At 48.1% G+C, this 17,565-nt stretch carries 19 protein-coding genes; 10 read left to right on the top strand and 9 right to left on the bottom strand.

Going from position 1 to position 17,565, the window contains the following annotated elements:
- Positions 1–21: 21 nt before the first annotated feature.
- From DYP60_RS10820 to DYP60_RS10810, 3 genes are read left to right on the top strand one after another with little or no spacing between them, the layout of a single operon-like run.
- Entirely contained in the window at positions 22–684 is a 663-nt protein-coding gene (locus DYP60_RS10820) for an aspartate/glutamate racemase family protein (protein ID WP_117331026.1), read from the top strand.
- On the top strand, positions 684–1,598 hold the full coding sequence (locus tag DYP60_RS10815; RefSeq protein WP_117331025.1) for a TIM barrel protein: 915 nt from the start codon (positions 684–686) through the stop codon (positions 1,596–1,598). The genes DYP60_RS10820 and DYP60_RS10815 overlap by 1 nt, the downstream gene beginning before the upstream one ends.
- A complete protein-coding gene (locus tag DYP60_RS10810) occupies positions 1,595–2,566 on the top strand; it encodes an aldo/keto reductase (protein WP_117331024.1) in 972 nt (323 codons plus the stop codon). The genes DYP60_RS10815 and DYP60_RS10810 overlap by 4 nt, the downstream gene beginning before the upstream one ends.
- 69 nt (positions 2,567–2,635) lie before the next feature.
- Here the strand turns inward: DYP60_RS10810 and DYP60_RS10805 are convergent, their stop codons facing one another.
- Both DYP60_RS10805 and DYP60_RS10800 read right to left on the bottom strand, forming a co-directional pair.
- Positions 2,636–3,736 (bottom strand): DUF362 domain-containing protein, encoded by a 1,101-nt coding sequence (locus DYP60_RS10805; RefSeq protein WP_117331023.1) that lies wholly within the window; start codon positions 3,734–3,736, stop codon positions 2,636–2,638.
- Positions 3,733–4,383, bottom strand: a complete 651-nt coding sequence (locus DYP60_RS10800; RefSeq protein ID WP_117331022.1) for a GntR family transcriptional regulator — start codon at positions 4,381–4,383, stop codon at positions 3,733–3,735. The genes DYP60_RS10805 and DYP60_RS10800 overlap by 4 nt, the downstream gene beginning before the upstream one ends.
- A gap of 294 nt (positions 4,384–4,677) precedes the next feature.
- On the opposite strand from DYP60_RS10800, the gene DYP60_RS10795 reads away from it, so the two are divergent.
- Genes DYP60_RS10795 through DYP60_RS10780 form a run of 4 tightly spaced genes read left to right on the top strand, consistent with a single transcriptional unit; the run spans position 4,678 to position 8,645 of the window.
- Positions 4,678–5,568 (top strand): transketolase, encoded by an 891-nt coding sequence (locus DYP60_RS10795; RefSeq protein WP_117331021.1) that lies wholly within the window; start codon positions 4,678–4,680, stop codon positions 5,566–5,568.
- A complete protein-coding gene (locus DYP60_RS10790; protein ID WP_117331020.1) occupies positions 5,565–6,482 on the top strand; it encodes a transketolase family protein in 918 nt (305 codons plus the stop codon). The genes DYP60_RS10795 and DYP60_RS10790 overlap by 4 nt, the downstream gene beginning before the upstream one ends.
- Positions 6,483–6,494: 12 nt before the next feature.
- A complete protein-coding gene (locus DYP60_RS10785; protein WP_117331019.1) occupies positions 6,495–7,772 on the top strand; it encodes an iron-containing alcohol dehydrogenase in 1,278 nt (425 codons plus the stop codon).
- A 54-nt stretch (positions 7,773–7,826) separates the two neighbouring features.
- Positions 7,827–8,645 carry a sugar phosphate isomerase/epimerase family protein gene (locus tag DYP60_RS10780; RefSeq protein ID WP_117331018.1) on the top strand — a complete coding sequence of 273 codons (819 nt, stop codon included), beginning with the start codon at positions 7,827–7,829 and terminating at the stop codon, positions 8,643–8,645.
- A gap of 53 nt (positions 8,646–8,698) precedes the next feature.
- Here DYP60_RS10780 and DYP60_RS10775 read toward each other — a convergent pair whose 3' ends face one another.
- The 5 genes from DYP60_RS10775 to DYP60_RS10755 form a co-directional block, all read right to left on the bottom strand.
- Positions 8,699–9,475, bottom strand: a complete 777-nt coding sequence (locus DYP60_RS10775) for a metal ABC transporter substrate-binding protein (protein ID WP_117331017.1) — start codon at positions 9,473–9,475, stop codon at positions 8,699–8,701.
- Positions 9,472–10,284: a metal ABC transporter permease gene (locus DYP60_RS10770; RefSeq protein WP_117331016.1), complete on the bottom strand. Its 813-nt coding sequence runs from the start codon at positions 10,282–10,284 to the stop codon at positions 9,472–9,474. The genes DYP60_RS10775 and DYP60_RS10770 overlap by 4 nt, the downstream gene beginning before the upstream one ends.
- Positions 10,281–11,306 carry a DUF1893 domain-containing protein gene (locus DYP60_RS10765; RefSeq protein WP_117331041.1) on the bottom strand — a complete coding sequence of 342 codons (1,026 nt, stop codon included), beginning with the start codon at positions 11,304–11,306 and terminating at the stop codon, positions 10,281–10,283. Before DYP60_RS10765 ends, DYP60_RS10770 begins: the two co-directional genes overlap by 4 nt.
- A gap of 129 nt (positions 11,307–11,435) precedes the next feature.
- Positions 11,436–11,873, bottom strand: coding sequence for a DUF3842 family protein (locus tag DYP60_RS10760; RefSeq protein WP_117331040.1), 438 nt, complete (start codon positions 11,871–11,873; stop codon positions 11,436–11,438).
- Positions 11,874–11,928: 55 nt separating this feature from the next.
- Positions 11,929–12,534, bottom strand: a complete 606-nt coding sequence (locus DYP60_RS10755; protein ID WP_117331015.1) for an SAM-dependent methyltransferase — start codon at positions 12,532–12,534, stop codon at positions 11,929–11,931.
- A 543-nt stretch (positions 12,535–13,077) separates the two neighbouring features.
- Here DYP60_RS10755 and DYP60_RS10750 point away from each other — a divergent pair.
- On the top strand, positions 13,078–13,716 hold the full coding sequence (locus DYP60_RS10750) for a rhomboid family intramembrane serine protease (RefSeq protein WP_117331039.1): 639 nt from the start codon (positions 13,078–13,080) through the stop codon (positions 13,714–13,716).
- On the opposite strand, the gene DYP60_RS10745 is transcribed toward DYP60_RS10750, so the two are convergent.
- On the bottom strand, positions 13,713–14,798 hold the full coding sequence (locus DYP60_RS10745) for an adenosine deaminase (RefSeq protein WP_237446334.1): 1,086 nt from the start codon (positions 14,796–14,798) through the stop codon (positions 13,713–13,715). The two genes, DYP60_RS10750 and DYP60_RS10745, sit on opposite strands and share 4 nt — an antisense overlap.
- Positions 14,799–14,865: 67 nt before the next feature.
- Between DYP60_RS10745 and DYP60_RS10740 the strand changes: the two genes are divergently transcribed.
- Together DYP60_RS10740 and DYP60_RS10735 are read left to right on the top strand one after the other, a co-directional pair.
- On the top strand, positions 14,866–15,051 hold the full coding sequence (locus DYP60_RS10740; protein ID WP_117331013.1) for a hypothetical protein: 186 nt from the start codon (positions 14,866–14,868) through the stop codon (positions 15,049–15,051).
- A gap of 64 nt (positions 15,052–15,115) precedes the next feature.
- Complete coding sequence (locus DYP60_RS10735) at positions 15,116–15,628, top strand: ankyrin repeat domain-containing protein (RefSeq protein WP_117331012.1); 513 nt, start codon at positions 15,116–15,118, stop codon at positions 15,626–15,628.
- A gap of 80 nt (positions 15,629–15,708) precedes the next feature.
- Here the strand turns inward: DYP60_RS10735 and DYP60_RS10730 are convergent, their stop codons facing one another.
- Complete coding sequence (locus DYP60_RS10730; protein ID WP_117331011.1) at positions 15,709–17,475, bottom strand: proline--tRNA ligase; 1,767 nt, start codon at positions 17,473–17,475, stop codon at positions 15,709–15,711.
- Positions 17,476–17,565: the final 90 nt, after the last annotated feature.

Here is a 17,565-nt window from a genome sequence, read left to right as displayed (position 1 = left end):
AAATAAAGAGGGGATACTAAGATGAAACGTGTTGCACTTATCCATACGGTACGGCCTGTGTTGGGGAGTTTTCCGGAATTGTTGGAAAACGTAGTAGGGCAGAAGCTGAAGATTCATAACATGCTTGATGATTTTCTTGCGTCCGACCCTGCTGAGATTGGGTATTTTTCATTGGAAAATCGGAAGCGTTTGTTCAATGATTTGCAATCCTGTGAATTGACAAAACCTGATGTAATCGTCGTCACCTGTTCAACACTTACCCCTGCAGTACAGCTCATCAGGCCGTTTATCAATGTTCCTGTTGTAGCCATCGATGATGCGATGGCAGAAAAAGCTGTACGCATTGGAAAAAAAATCAAGGTCGTTGCCACTGCAATGAGCACCCTGGAACCCACCATCAGCAAACTCAAGCAAGAAGCTGCAATCGCAGGAACCGAAATTGAGGTGGATGCTGAGGACAATGAACCCGCTTATACGGCCATGCGTGCCGGGGACATGGAAACACATAATCGCTTGGTGCTTGAGATGATCAAACAAGTGAAGGGATATGACTGTATTGTCCTTGCACAAGCCTCTATGGGACATTTGCAAGAAGAAGCAGAGAAGCTAGCAGGTGTCCCCGTATTGGCAAGCCCGGTTCTCTGTTGCCAGAAGGTAAAGAAAATTCTGGAAGGGGAAGTGTAATGCACAAAGACATCCATGCATATTGTCGTATCGGAATTGTGGTCTCAATGGCCTATCCTTTTTGTTCAAATAGTGAACAAGACTATCATGATTCACTCAAGAAGCTTCTTGTTGACCCTTATTTCCAAGTAATGGAGCTTGGAAGTCTGCCGTTTCCTTCATTATCTGAGAAGGTACCGTTCATGATCCAGACAGCCCATTGCGATTGCACCTATAGCGGGCACTCCCTTCTCTTTGCAAAGAAGCTGAATATCAACAGCTTGGATGAAGCAGAGAGAAGGCTGGCAGTAGAGACATTGAAAGCAGGGATTGATGAGGCATATGCAATGGGAGCGGAGGAGTTCCAGTTTCTCTCCCGTAGGTATGAGAAAGGGAAAGAAGACTCCTATCTTGGAGCATTGATTGCCTCAACGAAGGAGCTGTGTACGTATGCAAGGAATAAAGGCCCCATGCCGGTAGTCCTTGAGGTGTTCGACCATGACATCGACAAGAAGTCACTGCTTGGTCCTTCTTCATTGGTCAAGCAGTATGCCGAGGCAGTGTGTCCTCAGTTCGATAATTTCGGAATCATGATTGACTGCTCCCACATTCCCATGATTGGGGAACGTATTGAGGAGGCGGTAGAGCCAATCAAGCAGTACATCAAGCACGTTCATATGGGAAATACCTTCATCAGCGATTCCAGCCATCCCAGTTATGGTGACTATCATCCACGATTTGGCTATCCCGGCTCAGAGAATGATACCGAGTACCTCGCTTCCTTCCTGCAGAAAATGAAAGAGATCGGGTACCTCTTTGAAGGGGGAAGGAATATTCTTTCCTTTGAGGTGAAACCCCAAGCAGGGGAGGATGCAGACCTGGTGGTAGCGAATGCAAAAAGAACACTGGAGGATGCTTGGAGGAGGGTACAGTGAAACTCGGAGATACAACTATGGAAGTTTCTTCCATTGCCTTGGGAACCTGGGCAATGGGTGGTGGAGACAGCTGGGGAGCCAGCGATGAAGTTGAGAGTATCAAGACAGTGCATTGTGCACTGGAGAGGGGGATCAATTTCATCGATACAGCACCTGCCTATGGCAATGGCTTCAGCGAAGAGCTTTTGGGAAAGGCTCTCAAGGGAAAACGCAATGAATGTATTCTGGCGACCAAATGCGGATTGCTCTGGGGACCAGAGGATGAGGGCTCACTACACAAGAGTCGTGATGGAGTGATCATTCGTCGCAATCTCAACCCAAAAAGTATTGTGGAACAGGTTGAGAAGAGCCTGAAACGCCTTGGGACCGACCATATTGATCTGCTCTTGACCCACTGGCAGTCAATTCCTCCTTTCTTTACACCGATTGAGGAAACAGTTGAGGCAATGGAGCGTTTGGTTGCACAGGGCAAGATTCGTAGCTATGGTGCTTGTAACCTTACTCTGGAACAGTTGAAGGAGTACCAATCCTATGGGAATCCTTCCTTGGTTCAGGAGCGGTTCAGCCTGCTTACCCGTAGCAAGGAAGCCCTTGCTTCCTACTGTGCTGAACAGGGGATTACCTTCCAGGCATATAGCCCTCTTGAGAGGGGTTTGCTTACTGGAAACGTCAGTCTCGATACCAAGGTAGTGGGTACAGCGAAAGCTTCAGTATCTTGGTATGATGCTGAGCATCGTCCCCAGGTATTGCAAATGCTTGAGTCATTGAAAGAGATGGCAGAAAGCTATGGTTGCACCGTAGGGAATCTGGTCATCGCTTGGACAAGAGGGGCAGAGGGAACGATGAATGTCCTTTGTGGTGCACGCAAACCAGAACAGGTTGAGGAGAACAGCAATGCCTTGTCTGTGGTGCTTTCCAGGGAGGACTGGAAAGCAATTGATGACCTTGCCAAGCCTCTTCTGCAATAATAGTGCAAGATAACTCCATGAGCAGGCACCCGTTTTGGTGCCTGTCATCGTTAGAACAATACTCTATACCTAATCAGCATTCAGTTCCTTGATGAACTTGATCATATCAATTGCCTTAGGAGGACAGCCTGGAAGGCTTTTCCCTAGTCCCTTGGTGCAGATGCCAACCCCTGCCTTGGAAGGGTCCTTCACGCCCTTGTACCCTTGACCGATGCAGATGTTCCGTTTGACATTCTTCAAGCGATCGACCTCCTCGAGACGCTTGAGAGCATGGATCAGATTTCCATAACAAGCAGAGCATGCACTATCTGGTTCAGTATAGCGACCAAGGTAGTTAGCCCTTCCTGTAGGGCGAACCACTGGTTCATCGCTTGGCTCATTCAGCTGGATGACATTGGCTTTTTCAAGATCTGTGGTTCCGGCCCCCAAATGTTCTGCCATCTCGATATAGGGAACATCCCTGAGTTCAAAGCCTAGGAGTGAGGCTCCGAAGCTGTCACAGAGAACACTGTCACGGCAAGCAAACATTCGGTTGGTCTCAACAGGGTTTCCCCCTTCCTCAAAATCAAGATCTCCGTTCAAGCTGTCAACAATGATCAGATCTGCAGCACGCACAACATTGAGTGCAGCAATGGGGCGGTGCAGCCCTAGGGAGTGAAACAACCGCTTGCTGCGGTCTGACAGGCACCCCTTCATATTCTTCAGAGCACAGGTCATTGCAGTTTGGCAGTGGCCCTTCAACACAGGAAGGCTGATCAGAAAATCAGTGTTTAGGATTGTCTGGCTGACTTCCATGGTGATCCCGTCTACGGTTTTCTTCTCATAACTGTCACCCTTCACATCAACAAGGGGAACATTGTATTTCTTGCTGATCTGGTTGTATCCATTGACCCTGAACCCATCTTTGGTGGAGTCACCCACCCATGCACTCTCCACGATTGAGATAGAGTGATATCCCTTTTCCTGGAGAAACTCGATGATGGAAACTACAATCTCAGGATGAGTGGTTGCTCCACTGTCTGCGGTTACTGCGACCACAAGATTAGGCTTGAGGGCAATGGATGCATGTTTATCAGGGAGGAGTCCTTCAATGTCGATGGATTGAAGCAATGCTCTGGTCATGCTGGTTGCATCCGATCCGTAGGTGATGATGATGTCTTCTTTCTTCATGCGTTGTCCTTATCTAAATGGCTGGTAAGGTCGTGGGTAATGTGTTCATAGAGCATATGCTTGCACGCTTCTTTCTCCCCATTTTTCAACATGCTCATCATCTGGGCATGTTGGCCAAGATAGTAGGAGAGCTCATCCTCGGGGAGGTTTTGTGCAATTCTGAGCTGCTGGATTTTTGCATCCAGCCGTTCACAGATGCTGATCAAGGCACTGTTCCGGCTGGCTTTCACCAATGCAAGGTGAAACAGACTGTCCTGTTCAAAAACGGTAGCCCTATCCCCAATTCCCATTGCATACTGGCAATCAGCTGCATAGCGGGAGAGTTCTTTTACATGTTCCGCATATGATTCCTCATCGATTGAATCGATGGCAAGCTGTTCCAAAGAAACCCGGACCTTGGCAATATCATCTGCCTCCTGGGGAGAGATGATTGAAACCACAGCATGGCTCCTTGGTTTAATGGTTACGAGCCCATATTCCGCCAATCGTCTGATTGCCTCCCTGATTGGAGTTCTTGAGACTCCAAACTGTTCAGCAAGGGACTCTTCAGGAATTTTCATCCCACCCTTGAGCTGGCCTGAGAGAATCTGATCCTTAAGCATGGTATAGACTTGGTCGGATAGACTGTTTTGTATACATTTAGGCATACTTGGTACCCCCATTGATTACTATCACTGTAAAAGGAATTTTCCGGTAAGTCAATGTTAATTGTGTACAAAAAACATTTTGCATAATAATCACACTTTCATTCCTAGTTAATGCTTGGAATTTGCATAGTAAATATATATGTATGAATCAAATTTATAAAATTTTTCTGATAAGTACAAGAATCCCTTTGACAAGAATTACTGTCCATGGTATCAATATTGTATACAGTACACAATGCACTGCTTCTTGGACTATAGCTAGTACCAAGCTGCACTGAATAAGGAGTTTCCTAGATGAATACAACAGTCGAGGAGTTGCTCAGCCAGAAGGAACGGAAGTTCAATGCAAAGGAACTTGCACTGCTGGCAGCATATTTTAGGAGCGTAATGTTCGATACTCTCCACACAAGAGGAACCGGACACTGGGGTGGAGCCGCTTCAAGCGCAGAATTGACCACATGCCTCTACTTCAATCGGCTCACTATCAAGAGCGACGACCCTCAGTGGGAAGATCGTGACCGGGTAGTACTTTCAAAGGGACATGCTTCGATCAATCTCTACACCATGCTTGCCCACCGTGGGTTTTTCCCTATTGAGGAACTCTCCACTTTCCGTACACTGAACACTCGGTTGCAGGGTCATCCCTGCATGAAGACCCTCCCTGGTGTGGATATGTCCACAGGAGCACTGGGTCATGGACTTTCCATCGGGTTGGGAATGGCTTTGGCTGCACGGCAGTCAGGAAAGCAATACTGGACCTATGTAATCAGTGGGGAAGGATGTTTGAATGAAGGGCAGAGTTGGGAAGCTCTCATGAGTGCAGCAAAGTTCAAGCCAGGGCACTTTGTCCTTATGATCGACTACAACAAGGTACAGCTCGATGGAACTACTGATGAGATCATGCCGCTTGAGCCGCTTGCAGACAAACTGAAGGCATTTGGTTGGAATGTAGCTGAGAAGGCCTACGATGGAAACAACACTGAAGAGGTGCTGGAATCCTTCGCATGGATGGATAGCGACAACCAATGGCCGAAAGCGGTTATCTACAACACGGTTAAAGGAAAGGGAGTCTCTTTCACTGAGGGGAAGAATACCTGGCATGGGGCTGTTATCGATGATGACTCCTACACCAAGGGTATGCTTGAATTGAATGCTGACATTGAGAAGAAGGAGGCCTCCCTATGAGTGATACAATGAGAGATGCTTTCGGAAAAAAACTCGCCGAGTTGGGTGCTACCCATCCTGAGTTGGTGGTGTTTGATGCTGATGTATCTTCATCCACCAAGAGTGCATATTTTGGGAAGGCTTTTCCGGACCGTTTTTACAATGTTGGAGTTGCTGAGGCGAACATGGTTGATATTGCTGCCGGCATGTCTACCGCTGGATACCATCCGGTAGTAAATGCGTTTGCCATCTTCCTTGCCCTGAAGGCTACTGACCAGATCCGTAACACCATCTGTTATAATAACCTTCCTGTCATCATAGCAGGAGCCTATGGGGGCCTTTCCGATTCCTTTGATGGTGCAAGCCACCAGGCAATAACTGACATTGCCATTATGAGAGCCCTGCCGAATATGCAGGTAATTGTCCCTGGTGATGCTAAACAAGCCGAACAGGCTTTGGAATATGCATTGCAGCAGGAGGGACCTGTCTATATCAGGCTCAACCGCAATGCAATGCCTGACCTTCCTGCAACCGATGCAATCGGAACAGTTTGTACTGCAATCGGCAGTGATGTAACCATCGCAGCAAACGGTATTACCGCAAGCTTTGCACATGAAGCAGCTGTCCTGCTCCAGAAAGAGGGTATCAAGGCTGAAGTGCTGAGCGTGCCTGTAGTAAAACCGCTTGATGTCCAGACACTCAAGAACAGCGTAGCCAAAACCGGTAAGCTACTTTGTGTTGAAGAACATGTACTCGCTGGTGGATTCTCCAGTGCTGTCAGCGAGGTCTTTATGAGAGAAGGAATTTCCTGTAGATTTGATGCTATAGGAATCGAAGATGTATTTACCGAGACGGGTCCTTATGAACCACTCTTGGCAAAATATGGAATTAGCGCAGAGCATATTGCAGAACGCGCGAAAAAACTTTGCAAATAAGGAGCTATTGTTATGGATCAAATGAAACGTGCCTATACACTCTTGAAGGATTGGAAAGGGGACTCGTATGTCCATGGGTTGGGAGTTCTTGATCAGGTAGGACCACTGGCAGCCAAGTTTGGCAAGCGTGCCCTTGTGGTCAGCAACACTACCTACATGAAGCCGGTTGCAGACAGGGTTGTCTCCTATCTCAATGCTGCAGGTGTCGAACTTGCCGGAAACATGATTGCTCCCGATGCAAAGCCCAATGCTCCCCGAGAGGACGTCTATCGCCTGGAGTCCTACATCCTGCACACCAAACCCGATTGCATCGTCGTCATCGGCGGTGGTTCGTCAATCGATGCGGTGAAAGCTGCAAATGCCCTGGCCACCCTTGGTGCAAAGGTAACTCCCGAGATCGACCACTACTTCGGAACCAATGTGGTGAGCAAGTCCCTTGATGAGACCGGCTCTTCCCTGCTTCCTGTCATTGCCGTGCAGACCAGTGCTTCCAGTGGAGCCCACCTGACCAAGTATTCCAATGTTACCGACCCTGTGGCTGGGCAGAAGAAGCTCATCGTGGACAATGCAGTTGTTCCGACCGTTGGGCTGTTTGATTATGAGACGACGGTCAGCATGCCGATCAGTGTAACCATAGACGGTGCCCTCGATGCCATTGCACACACCTTCGAGGTGTTCTGTGGTGCAAAGGAAGAGACCTATGAGAAAGCCCGTGAGATTGCCGAGTGTGCTATCAGCCTGGTGGCTGAGTATGCAAAGGTGCTGGTTGACGATCCCAAGAATGTGAAGGCACGGGAAGCCATCGGGCTTGCCACCGACCTTGGTGGCTATGCCATCATGATCGGGGGGACCAGTGGTGCCCACTTGACCAGCTTCTCCCTGGTGGACATTGTCAGCCATGGTACTGCCTGTGGAATCATGAACCCCTACTATGCGGTGCTCTACTCCAAGGCAATTCAGAAGCAACTGAAGGTTGTTGGTTCAATCTTTGCCGAGTTTGGATTTGGTTCTCCAGTGGACAACCTGGAAGGGAAAGAACTTGCAGTTGCCGTGGCTGAGGCCATGATTGCATTCAGCAAGTCCATCAAGGCTCCCACCAAGCTCGACGACCTGAAGGGATTCAGTGAGGCTCACATCCAGCGTGCATTGAATGCTGCAAAGGACCCGCAGCTAGAGATGAAACTGAAGAACATGCCGGTTCCGATGAGCTCTAGCGATGTCGATACCTACATGGAACCCCTGCTTCGCTCTGCAGCAAGTGGCGACCTCTCCCTGATCAAGGCGATGTAACCAGGAAAACAGGGCACCATATGGTGTCCTGTTTCTCCTCCAACGGAGTATTCTATGAAATTATCTGTAGCTATTGCCGGTAAAGAGGCAATGCCTAATGCGTTTGTGGTGTTTCGCGGGGTAAAAGAGTCAATCATCAAAGCCCATGAACTTGGGTATGATGGTGTTGAGCTTGCCCTCAAACGTCCAGATGAAGTATCCAAGGACGAACTGAACCAGTGGTTGCATGAGAATAGTCTTGAGGTAAGCGCAATTTCCAGTGGGCAGGTCTTTGCGGCAAGGAATCTCTACTTCACCGATGAGAACCAGGAAAACCGCGCTGAACTGTACAAGAGCTTCTGTGGCTTCATTGACCTAGCCTCTGACTTTGGTGGCTTGGTAAATATTGGAAGGACAAGAGGACCTATTGATGGTCGTGACCCTGCCTTTGCGGAGGAACTCTTCTTGGATATGGCCCACAAGGTTGCAGACCATGCTGAAAAGCGTGGCGTTGAATTGATCCTTGAACCAGTGAATCGCTATGAGATTGACTTCATCAACAACCTCGACGAGTGTTCAACCTTGCTCAAGAAGATTGACAGGAAAAACTTTGTCATGATGCCTGATGTCTTCCATATGAATATTGAGGATGATCACATTGGTGAGAGTTTCATCAGGAACAAGGAGTATGTACGGTATGTGCACTTTGCAGATACCAATCGGCATGCTCCCGGCGATGGGCACATGGATTGGGATGAGATTTTCTCTTCCCTCGCCTCCATCGGGTATGATGGGTGGACCACAGCCGAGATTCTTCCCTATCCCGATCCTGAGACGGCGGCAAAACGAACCGTCAGCTTCTTGAGGGGAACGTACGGTAAATACTACTCCTAACACGTAAGAAGAGCCACCAAACGGTGGCTCTCTTCATGAAATCAGCATTGATTCTACTGGATCAACGCCTGGATGTTGGCATGAACCATGGACTCCAGGCTCCCCCTGCCTCCGCTCTCAGGGAAGTTTCTCCAGACAACTATCTTTGAATCTGGGGACACCTCCAACAGGGGTCCTGCGATAGGATTATGGATATTGTCGATGATGATCTGATATCCACCTTTCGAGACCTCGCTGATCTGTTGGGCAGTGACCGGACCAGGGCCGAATGTACCGGCTACCTGCAAGCCCAGGTCTTTGGCAAGATAGACCTGCATTGCATGACAGTAGACCTTCGCCTCTGTCAAGCCAAGTGCTTCAGCCTGCTTTGCCCCCTCCTCAATCGTTGCAATGTAGCTATCTAGGCGTACCTTGCTCTTGTCTTCAGTTCCCTCAAGACTGGCAAGAATTGCTGCTTGCTTCTTCACGTTCTCGATATCATTGGTGGTGGTTATCTGCACCATTGTTCCTGCTTCTTTCTTGATGGAATCACCCATGCTCTGCATCATTCTCTCATATCCTGCGTAGATGAAATAATCTGCATGGTTGATCTTTACCACATCGCTGACCGTAATCTCATACTCAGGGGGGTGTGTGAGTGTGGCAGGGGCTATGAAAGCAACATCATCAAGTCCCCCAAGGTCGGCAAACGCTGCCGTCCAACTGGTGCTTGCCACTATGGAAGCAGGGTGGGAAGCGCTTGATGCAGCGACTTCTTCCGGAACGCCTTGGGCAGGGATACTGAACGCTGCCAAAAGCATGATGATCAAGGAGAAAAGATAGTTTCTCATGAGTGTAATCCTCTCTTATGGGTAGGTATGATAAACAGCAAAGCCGAGAGCAATGCAATCGTTCCACTGGGTGGCAAATCTGTTGCAATGGCAGCCAAAAATCCAAAGGTAGAGACAAAGAGGCCTGTAAGACAGGAGTAGAGCAGCAGTTGTTTCAAGCTTTCAGCACGTTTCCCTGCAATGAGCACGGGAAGAATGAGCAGAGCATCAATAAGCAATGCCCCGATCAGTTTCATGGCAAAGGCAATAACCAAGGCAATGACCAGAACCATTGCGGTGTAGTGTGCCTTTACCGGCATTCCCAGGGACTGGGCAATTTCCTGGTCGAAGAAGATGGCGCTCACTGTCCTGAAATTTGTAAAAAGATAGATGGCCAGGATGAGGGCTATGCCGCTCAATACCACGATATCTGCCCAGGAGAGAGCAAAAGGGCTTCCCCAGAGCAACTGCAGCGTATCCTTTGCTGGGACATCCCACAGATGCATCACCAGAGAGGCAGATGCCATGGTAAATACCATTCCAGCAGCGCTGGCAAGGCCGAACCCATGACGGGTATCCTTCGCCAAGTGCATCATTGCTAGAACCAAGACGATGTTCAGGGCGATGCTGAGAGGGAGTACTGGCAGGGAGAGTGCCAGGGAGATGGCCCCTCCAAGGATTACCCCGTGCATGAGCATGTAGCGCATGGGGACCAAGTCAAGGCGAAGAACCATGACCCCACTAGCGGGAAAACAGAGACCAGCAATGGCCATGGCAAGCAATCCTTTCGTTACCGGTGGTAGGGTTAGTGCATAGAGAAACTCATTCATATGCCCCCCAGAAGCAGTGTTGGCCACCCCAAATCTTTTTCCAGAGCCTTGTCATGGGTGACAATGATAATGGTTGGCATCTCTCCTATGGTCAGACTCTGTAGCACTTCCACTAGGGTAGTACGACTCTTTGCATCCAGAAAGGAGGTAGGCTCATCAAGGAGGAGTAGCTTTGCTTTCTGGCAAAGCGTTCTCGAAAGGGAGACTTTTTGTCTCTCCCCTCCGCTAAGGGTGAAGAAGTTTCTCTCCGCAAGATGCTCTATCTTGGTCCTTCTGAGGGCGGTGTCGATCTCCCACTGCTGCTCTTCCCTTGAGAGGCTGGAATCACATGCCATTGCCACAACTTCACGGGCAGAAACCGGGAACTGTTGTTCCTGTTGCTGTTGCTTGATGTAGCCGATGGTTCTCTTTTCCAGATGGCTAACTTCTTCTTCCCCAATGAGAATCGTTCCGGTGGTAGGCTTGAGTTTTCCCATCAAGAGTGCAAGCAATGTGGTCTTTCCCATTCCATTGTCGCCTTGGATGAGCAGTCGTTCTCCCTCCTCGAGATGAAAGGAGAGATCATCCAGGATGGGAGGATGGTCAGGGTATGAGAACGAAAGATGTTCCACATGCACAGACACTCCTCGTACCAGCTTGGCACGTTTTCGAAGCAGTCGATACATCTGCTCTTGGTCGTCCATCTCACTGAGCAACTCCTCGGTCTTGCATTGCAGTCGTCCGATGCGTTTTTCATAAGAAAACATAATTCCATGTTGCCGATAATATTCGATGGCAAGTTCGCTGATCAGATTGATATGGGCACGTTTCACCCCAAAGCGTGCCATCAACAAGGCAGCAGCTTTTCCTGCAGCTGTATCATGTGCACTGAGGCAATCCTTCTCCCCTGTGTAGGTTTCAAGAAATCGCTCGAAAGCAAAGAGCGGGGTGAGCCAATGTCCATTTTCTGAGAAAATGAGTTGATCATGATTATAGACTTCCAGGGTGTGGTCGTCTGACAGTGGTTGTGTATATCGTTCCAAAGCATTCTCCAAAAAAAGAGGGCCATGCAAGCAAAAAAAGTAGTATCCTTCTTTGCCTTCATGGCTCTCTTGTATAACCAGGTAATGAATCAGGAATATGCCCCTTCATGAGGCATGTTATGAAGTATGTTACCGACTAGCCATAGCACTGTCAAGGAAACGCTTGATTTCCTGTAAGGTAATGTCAATCATTACAGAGAGAGGAGCTTCTTGGACTCCCACTATTGTAACATTGCACTTGCTGATCGGTATTAAAATCTTGTGAGCTTTGCTCTGGGCGATTGCGACTGCCATTGCTGGAGTTATTTCTCCATGGAGTGCGTCAGAAGTAAGGATGCCCAAGGGACCAATGATGAGATCTGCATTCCTGCACGCTACGATGACAGGGTTCTCCCCTGTTGCGATAGCATCAGCCCCACTTTTAAGCATGGCACTGGCAGCCAGACTATTGGTCCCGATTCCCAATACATCTATCTGGCTGAATGTTTTCTTGATAGCCCCTACGAGGGCTTTCCCCAAGCTTCCGCCTTGTCCATCGATGACAACGAGTTGTACGTTCTGTTTCATGGACACAGTATAGAAGATAGGAGTTTTCAATGCCAGAGGTGGATTGTCTTGCTGATCAGAGCTCCTTTCTGTCCAATCCCACCAGATAGATTTCAAAGGAGTCATCCCTACAGGCTTTCGGCTTGTAGGGTTTTACTTTGGCAAAGAGTGTCCTCATCAATTGCAGGAGTTCGACCTGTCCTCCTCCTTGGAAGACTTTTACCACAAGGTTTCCATGGGGCTTCAGATGGTCTTTGGCAAGGTAGATGACCTGCTCTGCAAGGTTTTCACTCCTTGCGGTATCAACACTTCTATTGCCCATGGTCATAGGAGCTGCGTCACTGATGATGGCATCATAAGGACCTTGCGCTACTAGGGTTTCCCTGATTTCTTTGGAGAAGGCATCACCTACATAGGCGGTGACAGTCGAAGGAATTGGGTTCAGGTTCAAGGGGTTCAGATCTACAGCTATGATCTTTCCCTTTCCTTTTATCAGATTCCTGTGGGTATACAACGTCCACGATCCTGGAGCTGCTCCGACATCCAGGACGGCGTCCCCACTCTTTACCAGGGTGAAGTGTTGTTGTAATTCTTCTAGCTTATAGACGGAGCGGGCTGGATAGCCTTCCTTGTGTGCCCGTTTTGTATAGGAGTCTGCACGGTCCCTTCTACTTGTTGCCATAAGCCAACTATAACAAACTATTGAAAGAGCCGGAAGAGCATAAAGATGGTGCCAGCGGTATTGTGGGGTGGGGAGAGAGAACCGCTGGCACCAAAGAAATCACACTTTAAGGAGGTTTGAAAAAACTGTTGCTCTGTTCTGTCTATTGTATTGCAACTAGTGTGCCAATTATTTGTAATCAATGCAAAAAGTAATTAAATATCACCATAGGAATACTATTCTACTGACGTTTGATGGTGCAATGGTGTGAAAAATTGTTACACTATTTCAAAATTTCACAGATATGGATAAAAAGAAGGGTGCCAAAAGAGGTTTGGGGAAAATCTCTTGGCACCCTGTCGGTATAAAAGGAGGAGTATGAAAAAAATGTTGCTCTGTTCTATCTATAACCATGCAATAAGCGTGCCAAGCTAAAAACTGCCAATAGAGCCTTTAAACAGGGGTATAGAGGGTGAAAGAGTGTGCATTGCTTTCACACTCTTGGAAAGGTGTGCAAAATTTGCTCAATTGACGTTGTCTCTTTCCCTTTATACTGTATACCTTATGAAAAAGAGCACTATCTTGAACCGGAGATTCCGGGATACTACCTATAAAAATGTCACCCTCAAGTTGGTCATCATCAACGTCTTGGTTTATCTCGTCACATCGATGATCTATCCGAGGCTTACCTACTATCTTGCAATGATTCCTTCCTTTGTATTGAGTGGGTATCTTTGGCAACTATTTACCTATATGTTTGTGCATGCTGGATTCAGCCATCTGCTGTTCAATATGCTGAGTCTCTTTATTTTTGGCTCAATGGTGGAACGTAGAGTAGGAAGCAAGGAGTTTCTCCTCTTCTATCTCTTGACTGGTTTGTTCAGTGGGATTGCCAGTTTCATCAGTTACTACCTGGCTGGTACAAACGTCATTCTCGTGGGAGCCTCAGGAGCTATCTACGGGGTGCTCTTGATGTTTGCGGTCTTTTATCCCTACTCGGTAATTTTCATCTTCGGACTTATCCCCATCAAGGCACCGATTCTGGTCATTCTCTATGCAATCATTGAACTCTACAGTCAAGTTTTTGGTGCTGGGGGAAATGTGGCACACCTGACGCATCTCAGTGGTTTGGTATTCGCGTATCTGTACTGCAGGATCCGGATGAGAATCAGTCCTCTGGAAGTATTCAGACGGACGCTTTAGTCTTGGAGGTCATACCGCTGACGAATCTCGGCATACTGTTTCTTGATTACATCGTAGATGATTGAGAGTTTTTGGTCATGATGGATGAAAGCTGATTTCATTGCATTGATTGTAATCTTCTCAAGATCACGGGTGTTCAGATTGTAGTACTGGACTGCTATCTCCATCTCCTTCGTAATAGTGGTATCACTCATCAATCGATTGTCACTGCAGAGGAATACCCTGAATTTATTTCTGAACAGGATAGGGAAGGGGTGGCTGTCATAATCTTTCACTGCCCCTGTCCCTACATTGCTGGTTAGACACATTTCCATGGGAATTCTCCGGTCAAGGATAAAGGCAGCAAGAGAACCCATACTCTCGATTCTAGTCCCTTCGATTCCCATATCTTCCACCAAGCGGACCCCATGTCCGATTCGATGGGCTCCGCACAGTTGCACAGCCTGCCAGATTGATTCGACCCCGAATGCCTCACCTGCATGGATAGTGATATTGAAATTTTTGCTCCTAATGAACTGGAATGCCTCAAGGTGTTTCTTCGCAGGGTAGCCAATTTCATCGCCGGCAAGGTCGAACCCAACGACGCCCCGGTCGGCAAAGGCAACGGCAAGTTCTGCAATGCTTTTGCTGACACTGGGGGATTGGTTGCGCATGGCACAGAGGATCAAGCCAGTGGGCATCCCTGTTTTGCGTGTTCCCCGTTGCAAGCCGTCAAGGACAGCTTGTACAGCTTCTTCCAAGGTTAGTCCTCCATGTACATGGAGAATGGGTGCAAACCGTATTTCCGCATAACATACATGTTCAGAAGCAAGATCCTCTACGGCTTCGAATGCTACACGTTCCAATGCTGCTCTATTCTGCATGAGCTTAGTGGTCAAGGCAAATGACTCCAAGTAGAGAGAAAGGTTTTTCTGCTTGCCTCCCCTGACAAACCACTGGTGGAGTGTCTCAGGATCCTTGCTGGGAAGTGTAATGCCCTGTGTGTTAGCTAGTTCAAGAATGGTCTGAATTCTCAAGCCTCCATCGAGGTGGTCATGGAGTTCTACTTTTGGGATTTGTTTAATGATTTCCTTGGTTACCATGGTTTTATCATACTGCATTTATGTGCTGTGAAGCAAATCCAAAAGAGGGCAATTGAATGATAGAGCAATGAAAGGTATCAATACCCCAGGGCAAGCCCTGGACTCAGGAGGCGTTGTCTCCTTTTCCGCCCCAAGGGACGGGGTATCTCACCTTGCTTTCCCGGCACTCGCTCCAGAGAGGAACCATCATGCTGATTCCTTTCCTCTCGCTCCGTTGGGGAATGAAAACAGGGTCAAAGACTGTACAATTTGAGGAAAAATTGGAATACTGGCTACGTAAGTATACTTCAAATATTGAGTAAGGAGATATTCTGCATATGTCAAAACGAGAAGAGACTCTCAACAAGAAATTGCTGGCGGCATCTGTTTCCGCTACCAAAGTGAAGGAAGTGAAAAGTCTTCTTGAGCAGGGTGCAGACATCCATGCTCAGAATGAGTGGGGGCTTACTCCCATCATGCTGGCTGCCCAGTACAACCCATCCGTGAATGTACTGAAGGCGTTGTTGGAGGCAGGTGCGGATATTCAGGAGGCTGAACCCAAGTATCGATCCAATGCGCTTCATCTCGCAGCCAACAAGAGTACCAGTCCAAAAATCATCGAAGAATTGCTGAAAGCCGGTGCAGATCTGAATGCACGAAACTATCTTGGGGAGACTGCCTTGATCATGGCAGTGAACAGCAATCCTGAAACGCGTGTGGTAACCGCCTTGCTGAAAGCTGGTGCTGATATCAATGCCCGTGACTACCAGGGGCACTCTGTACTTGAATATGCAAAGGCAGCAAAGCGAACGTACATAGTCAATCAGTTGAAAAGGATGGGCGCCAACTAACATCTGGAGCCTCGGAATACAACAATCCCCTAATCAATTCATATTGAATAGGGGATTGTAGTTGTGTCTTGGTTCAAATTTTAGTTGTTCTGCCACTCATTTTCTACAATCTGAGATGCTAAATCATTCCTGAGTTTCGTAATCAGACTGAGGGTTTCCTCCACCACAGTATCTACACCAAAGGAGAAAGACTCTTCAAGATTGCTTCTGAGCTTCACCTCTACTTTTCCTTCCTTCAGGGAACGGTTACCCAAGGTAATGCGGATTGGAAGACCAATAAGATCTGCATCAGCAAACTTGACACCGGCTGACTCCTTGCGGTCGTCGTAGAGCACCTCAACACCAGCTTGGGTGAGCGCGGTGTAAATGGTTTCTGCGACTTGTACGTCCTTCACCAAGCTTACCAGATGTACCTGCATCGGAGCAACACTGATAGGTAGACTGAGTCCCTTCTCATCACTGTAGTTCTCTGCTAGACAGGCAAGCAGGCGTCCAACTCCAATACCATAGGATCCCATGATCACAGGCCGACGAACACCGTTTTCATCCTGATAGGTACAGTTCATGCTCTCACTGTAACGAGTGTTCAGCTGGAAGATGTTACCCACTTCCACTCCCTTTGAAGCAACCAAAGGCTTCCCACACTCAGGGCAGGCATAGCCGTCGCTCGCACTTGCAATATCCGCAACTTCTCCTTGATAATCCCTGCCAAAGTTGGTATTCAGCAGGTGATAGCCTTCCTCATTTGCACCAGCGACCAGATTGTTGCTTTTTGCCACTGAGTCATCAACTACAACGAGTACATCATCTGTGCAGCCAATAGCTGAACCATAGCCAGGTATCATGTTTTTTGCAGTAATTTCTTCCGGGTGGGCAGGCCTTAGGGAGTTAGCCTTGACTGTATTCTGGAGTTTGTTCTCTTCTACTTCGAGGTCACCTCTGATGATGCCAACGATGAGTTTTTCCTCTTCCTCCCCGTTGGTGTCATTGATGAACGTACCCATCAGGAATACGGCCTTGGCAGTTTGGCGTTTTTCAATCTTAAGGAATGCAGCAAGTTCTTCGATAGTCTTGCAATCGGGGGTAAGGACTTTCTCAGTTTCCTTCAATTCTTCAGTGTAATATGCTTTCTTGAACGTAGCTACTTGTCGGTTTGCGGTATACTTACATGCTGGGCAGGTAATGATGGTGTCTTCCCCTATGGGGGAGAGGTACATGTATTCATGACTGATCTTGCCACCCATCATGCCACTGTCTGCCCCAACGACGATGACCGGAAGGCCACAGCGGCTGAAAATCCTGAAGTAGGCTTTATAGTGTTCAGCATATTGTTTATCCAACCCTTCCTGATCAATATCGAAAGAGTAGCTGTCCTTCATGGTAAACTCTCTCACCCTTATCAGCCCTGCACGAGGACGGGGATCATCCCTCCACTTGGTCTGAATCTGATAGACAAGCAAGGGAAGACGCTTGTAGCTGTCGATTTCACCACGGGCGAGGTCGGTCACAGCTTCTTCATGGGTCATGGCAAGGACCATGTCGCGTCCCGCGCGGTCCTTGAACCGACTCATCTCACGGTCAATACTGTAGAATCGACCGGTTTCCTTCCAGATATCCGCTGGATTGACCAGAGGCATCAGAATCTCCTGCCCTCCGATTGCATTCATTTCTTCGCGAATGACCTGTTCTATCTTCTTGGTCACACTGACCCCAAAGGGGAGCAAGGTGAAGATGCCAGCTCCCAACTGGCGGATAAAGCCTGCTCGAAGCAGATATTCATACCCCTTGCTGTCAGCTCCGTTTGGGGCTTCCCTCAGGGTTTTGGAAAAGAGTTTAGACATCCTCATCGTGATACATCTCCTTAGTATTCGAACAGGGGCCATTGTAGCAAAAGCTCCTTGCCTTCTCAAGGCATCAGTAATAAGGTTTTACGTTCC

Source organism: Sphaerochaeta halotolerans (genome assembly GCF_003429665.1).
GTDB lineage: Bacteria > Spirochaetota > Spirochaetia > Sphaerochaetales > Sphaerochaetaceae > Sphaerochaeta > Sphaerochaeta halotolerans.
The sequence above is the reverse complement of the archived record's forward strand: the minus strand, read 5'-3'. Positions and strand labels throughout refer to the sequence as shown.

Excerpts from the sequence above, each read along its gene's own strand:
- DYP60_RS10740 (WP_117331013.1), top strand. The coding sequence starts at position 14,866 with ATGAAAGGTATCAATACCCCAGGGCAAGCCCTGGACTCAGGAGGCGTT.
- DYP60_RS10750 (WP_117331039.1), top strand. The coding sequence starts at position 13,078 with ATGAAAAAGAGCACTATCTTGAACCGGAGATTCCGGGATACTACCTAT.
- DYP60_RS10795 (WP_117331021.1), top strand. The coding sequence starts at position 4,678 with ATGAATACAACAGTCGAGGAGTTGCTCAGCCAGAAGGAACGGAAGTTC.
- DYP60_RS10735 (WP_117331012.1), top strand. The coding sequence starts at position 15,116 with ATGTCAAAACGAGAAGAGACTCTCAACAAGAAATTGCTGGCGGCATCT.
- DYP60_RS10775 (WP_117331017.1), bottom strand. The coding sequence starts at position 9,475 with ATGAGAAACTATCTTTTCTCCTTGATCATCATGCTTTTGGCAGCGTTC.
- DYP60_RS10730 (WP_117331011.1), bottom strand. The coding sequence starts at position 17,475 with ATGAGGATGTCTAAACTCTTTTCCAAAACCCTGAGGGAAGCCCCAAAC.
- DYP60_RS10770 (WP_117331016.1), bottom strand. The coding sequence starts at position 10,284 with ATGAATGAGTTTCTCTATGCACTAACCCTACCACCGGTAACGAAAGGA.
- DYP60_RS10820 (WP_117331026.1), top strand. The coding sequence starts at position 22 with ATGAAACGTGTTGCACTTATCCATACGGTACGGCCTGTGTTGGGGAGT.
- DYP60_RS10760 (WP_117331040.1), bottom strand. The coding sequence starts at position 11,873 with ATGAAACAGAACGTACAACTCGTTGTCATCGATGGACAAGGCGGAAGC.
- DYP60_RS10745 (WP_237446334.1), bottom strand. The coding sequence starts at position 14,798 with ATGGTAACCAAGGAAATCATTAAACAAATCCCAAAAGTAGAACTCCAT.
- DYP60_RS10805 (WP_117331023.1), bottom strand. The coding sequence starts at position 3,736 with ATGAAGAAAGAAGACATCATCATCACCTACGGATCGGATGCAACCAGC.
- DYP60_RS10785 (WP_117331019.1), top strand. The coding sequence starts at position 6,495 with ATGGATCAAATGAAACGTGCCTATACACTCTTGAAGGATTGGAAAGGG.
- DYP60_RS10815 (WP_117331025.1), top strand. The coding sequence starts at position 684 with ATGCACAAAGACATCCATGCATATTGTCGTATCGGAATTGTGGTCTCA.
- DYP60_RS10800 (WP_117331022.1), bottom strand. The coding sequence starts at position 4,383 with ATGCCTAAATGTATACAAAACAGTCTATCCGACCAAGTCTATACCATG.
- DYP60_RS10790 (WP_117331020.1), top strand. The coding sequence starts at position 5,565 with ATGAGTGATACAATGAGAGATGCTTTCGGAAAAAAACTCGCCGAGTTG.
- DYP60_RS10780 (WP_117331018.1), top strand. The coding sequence starts at position 7,827 with ATGAAATTATCTGTAGCTATTGCCGGTAAAGAGGCAATGCCTAATGCG.
- DYP60_RS10755 (WP_117331015.1), bottom strand. The coding sequence starts at position 12,534 with ATGGCAACAAGTAGAAGGGACCGTGCAGACTCCTATACAAAACGGGCA.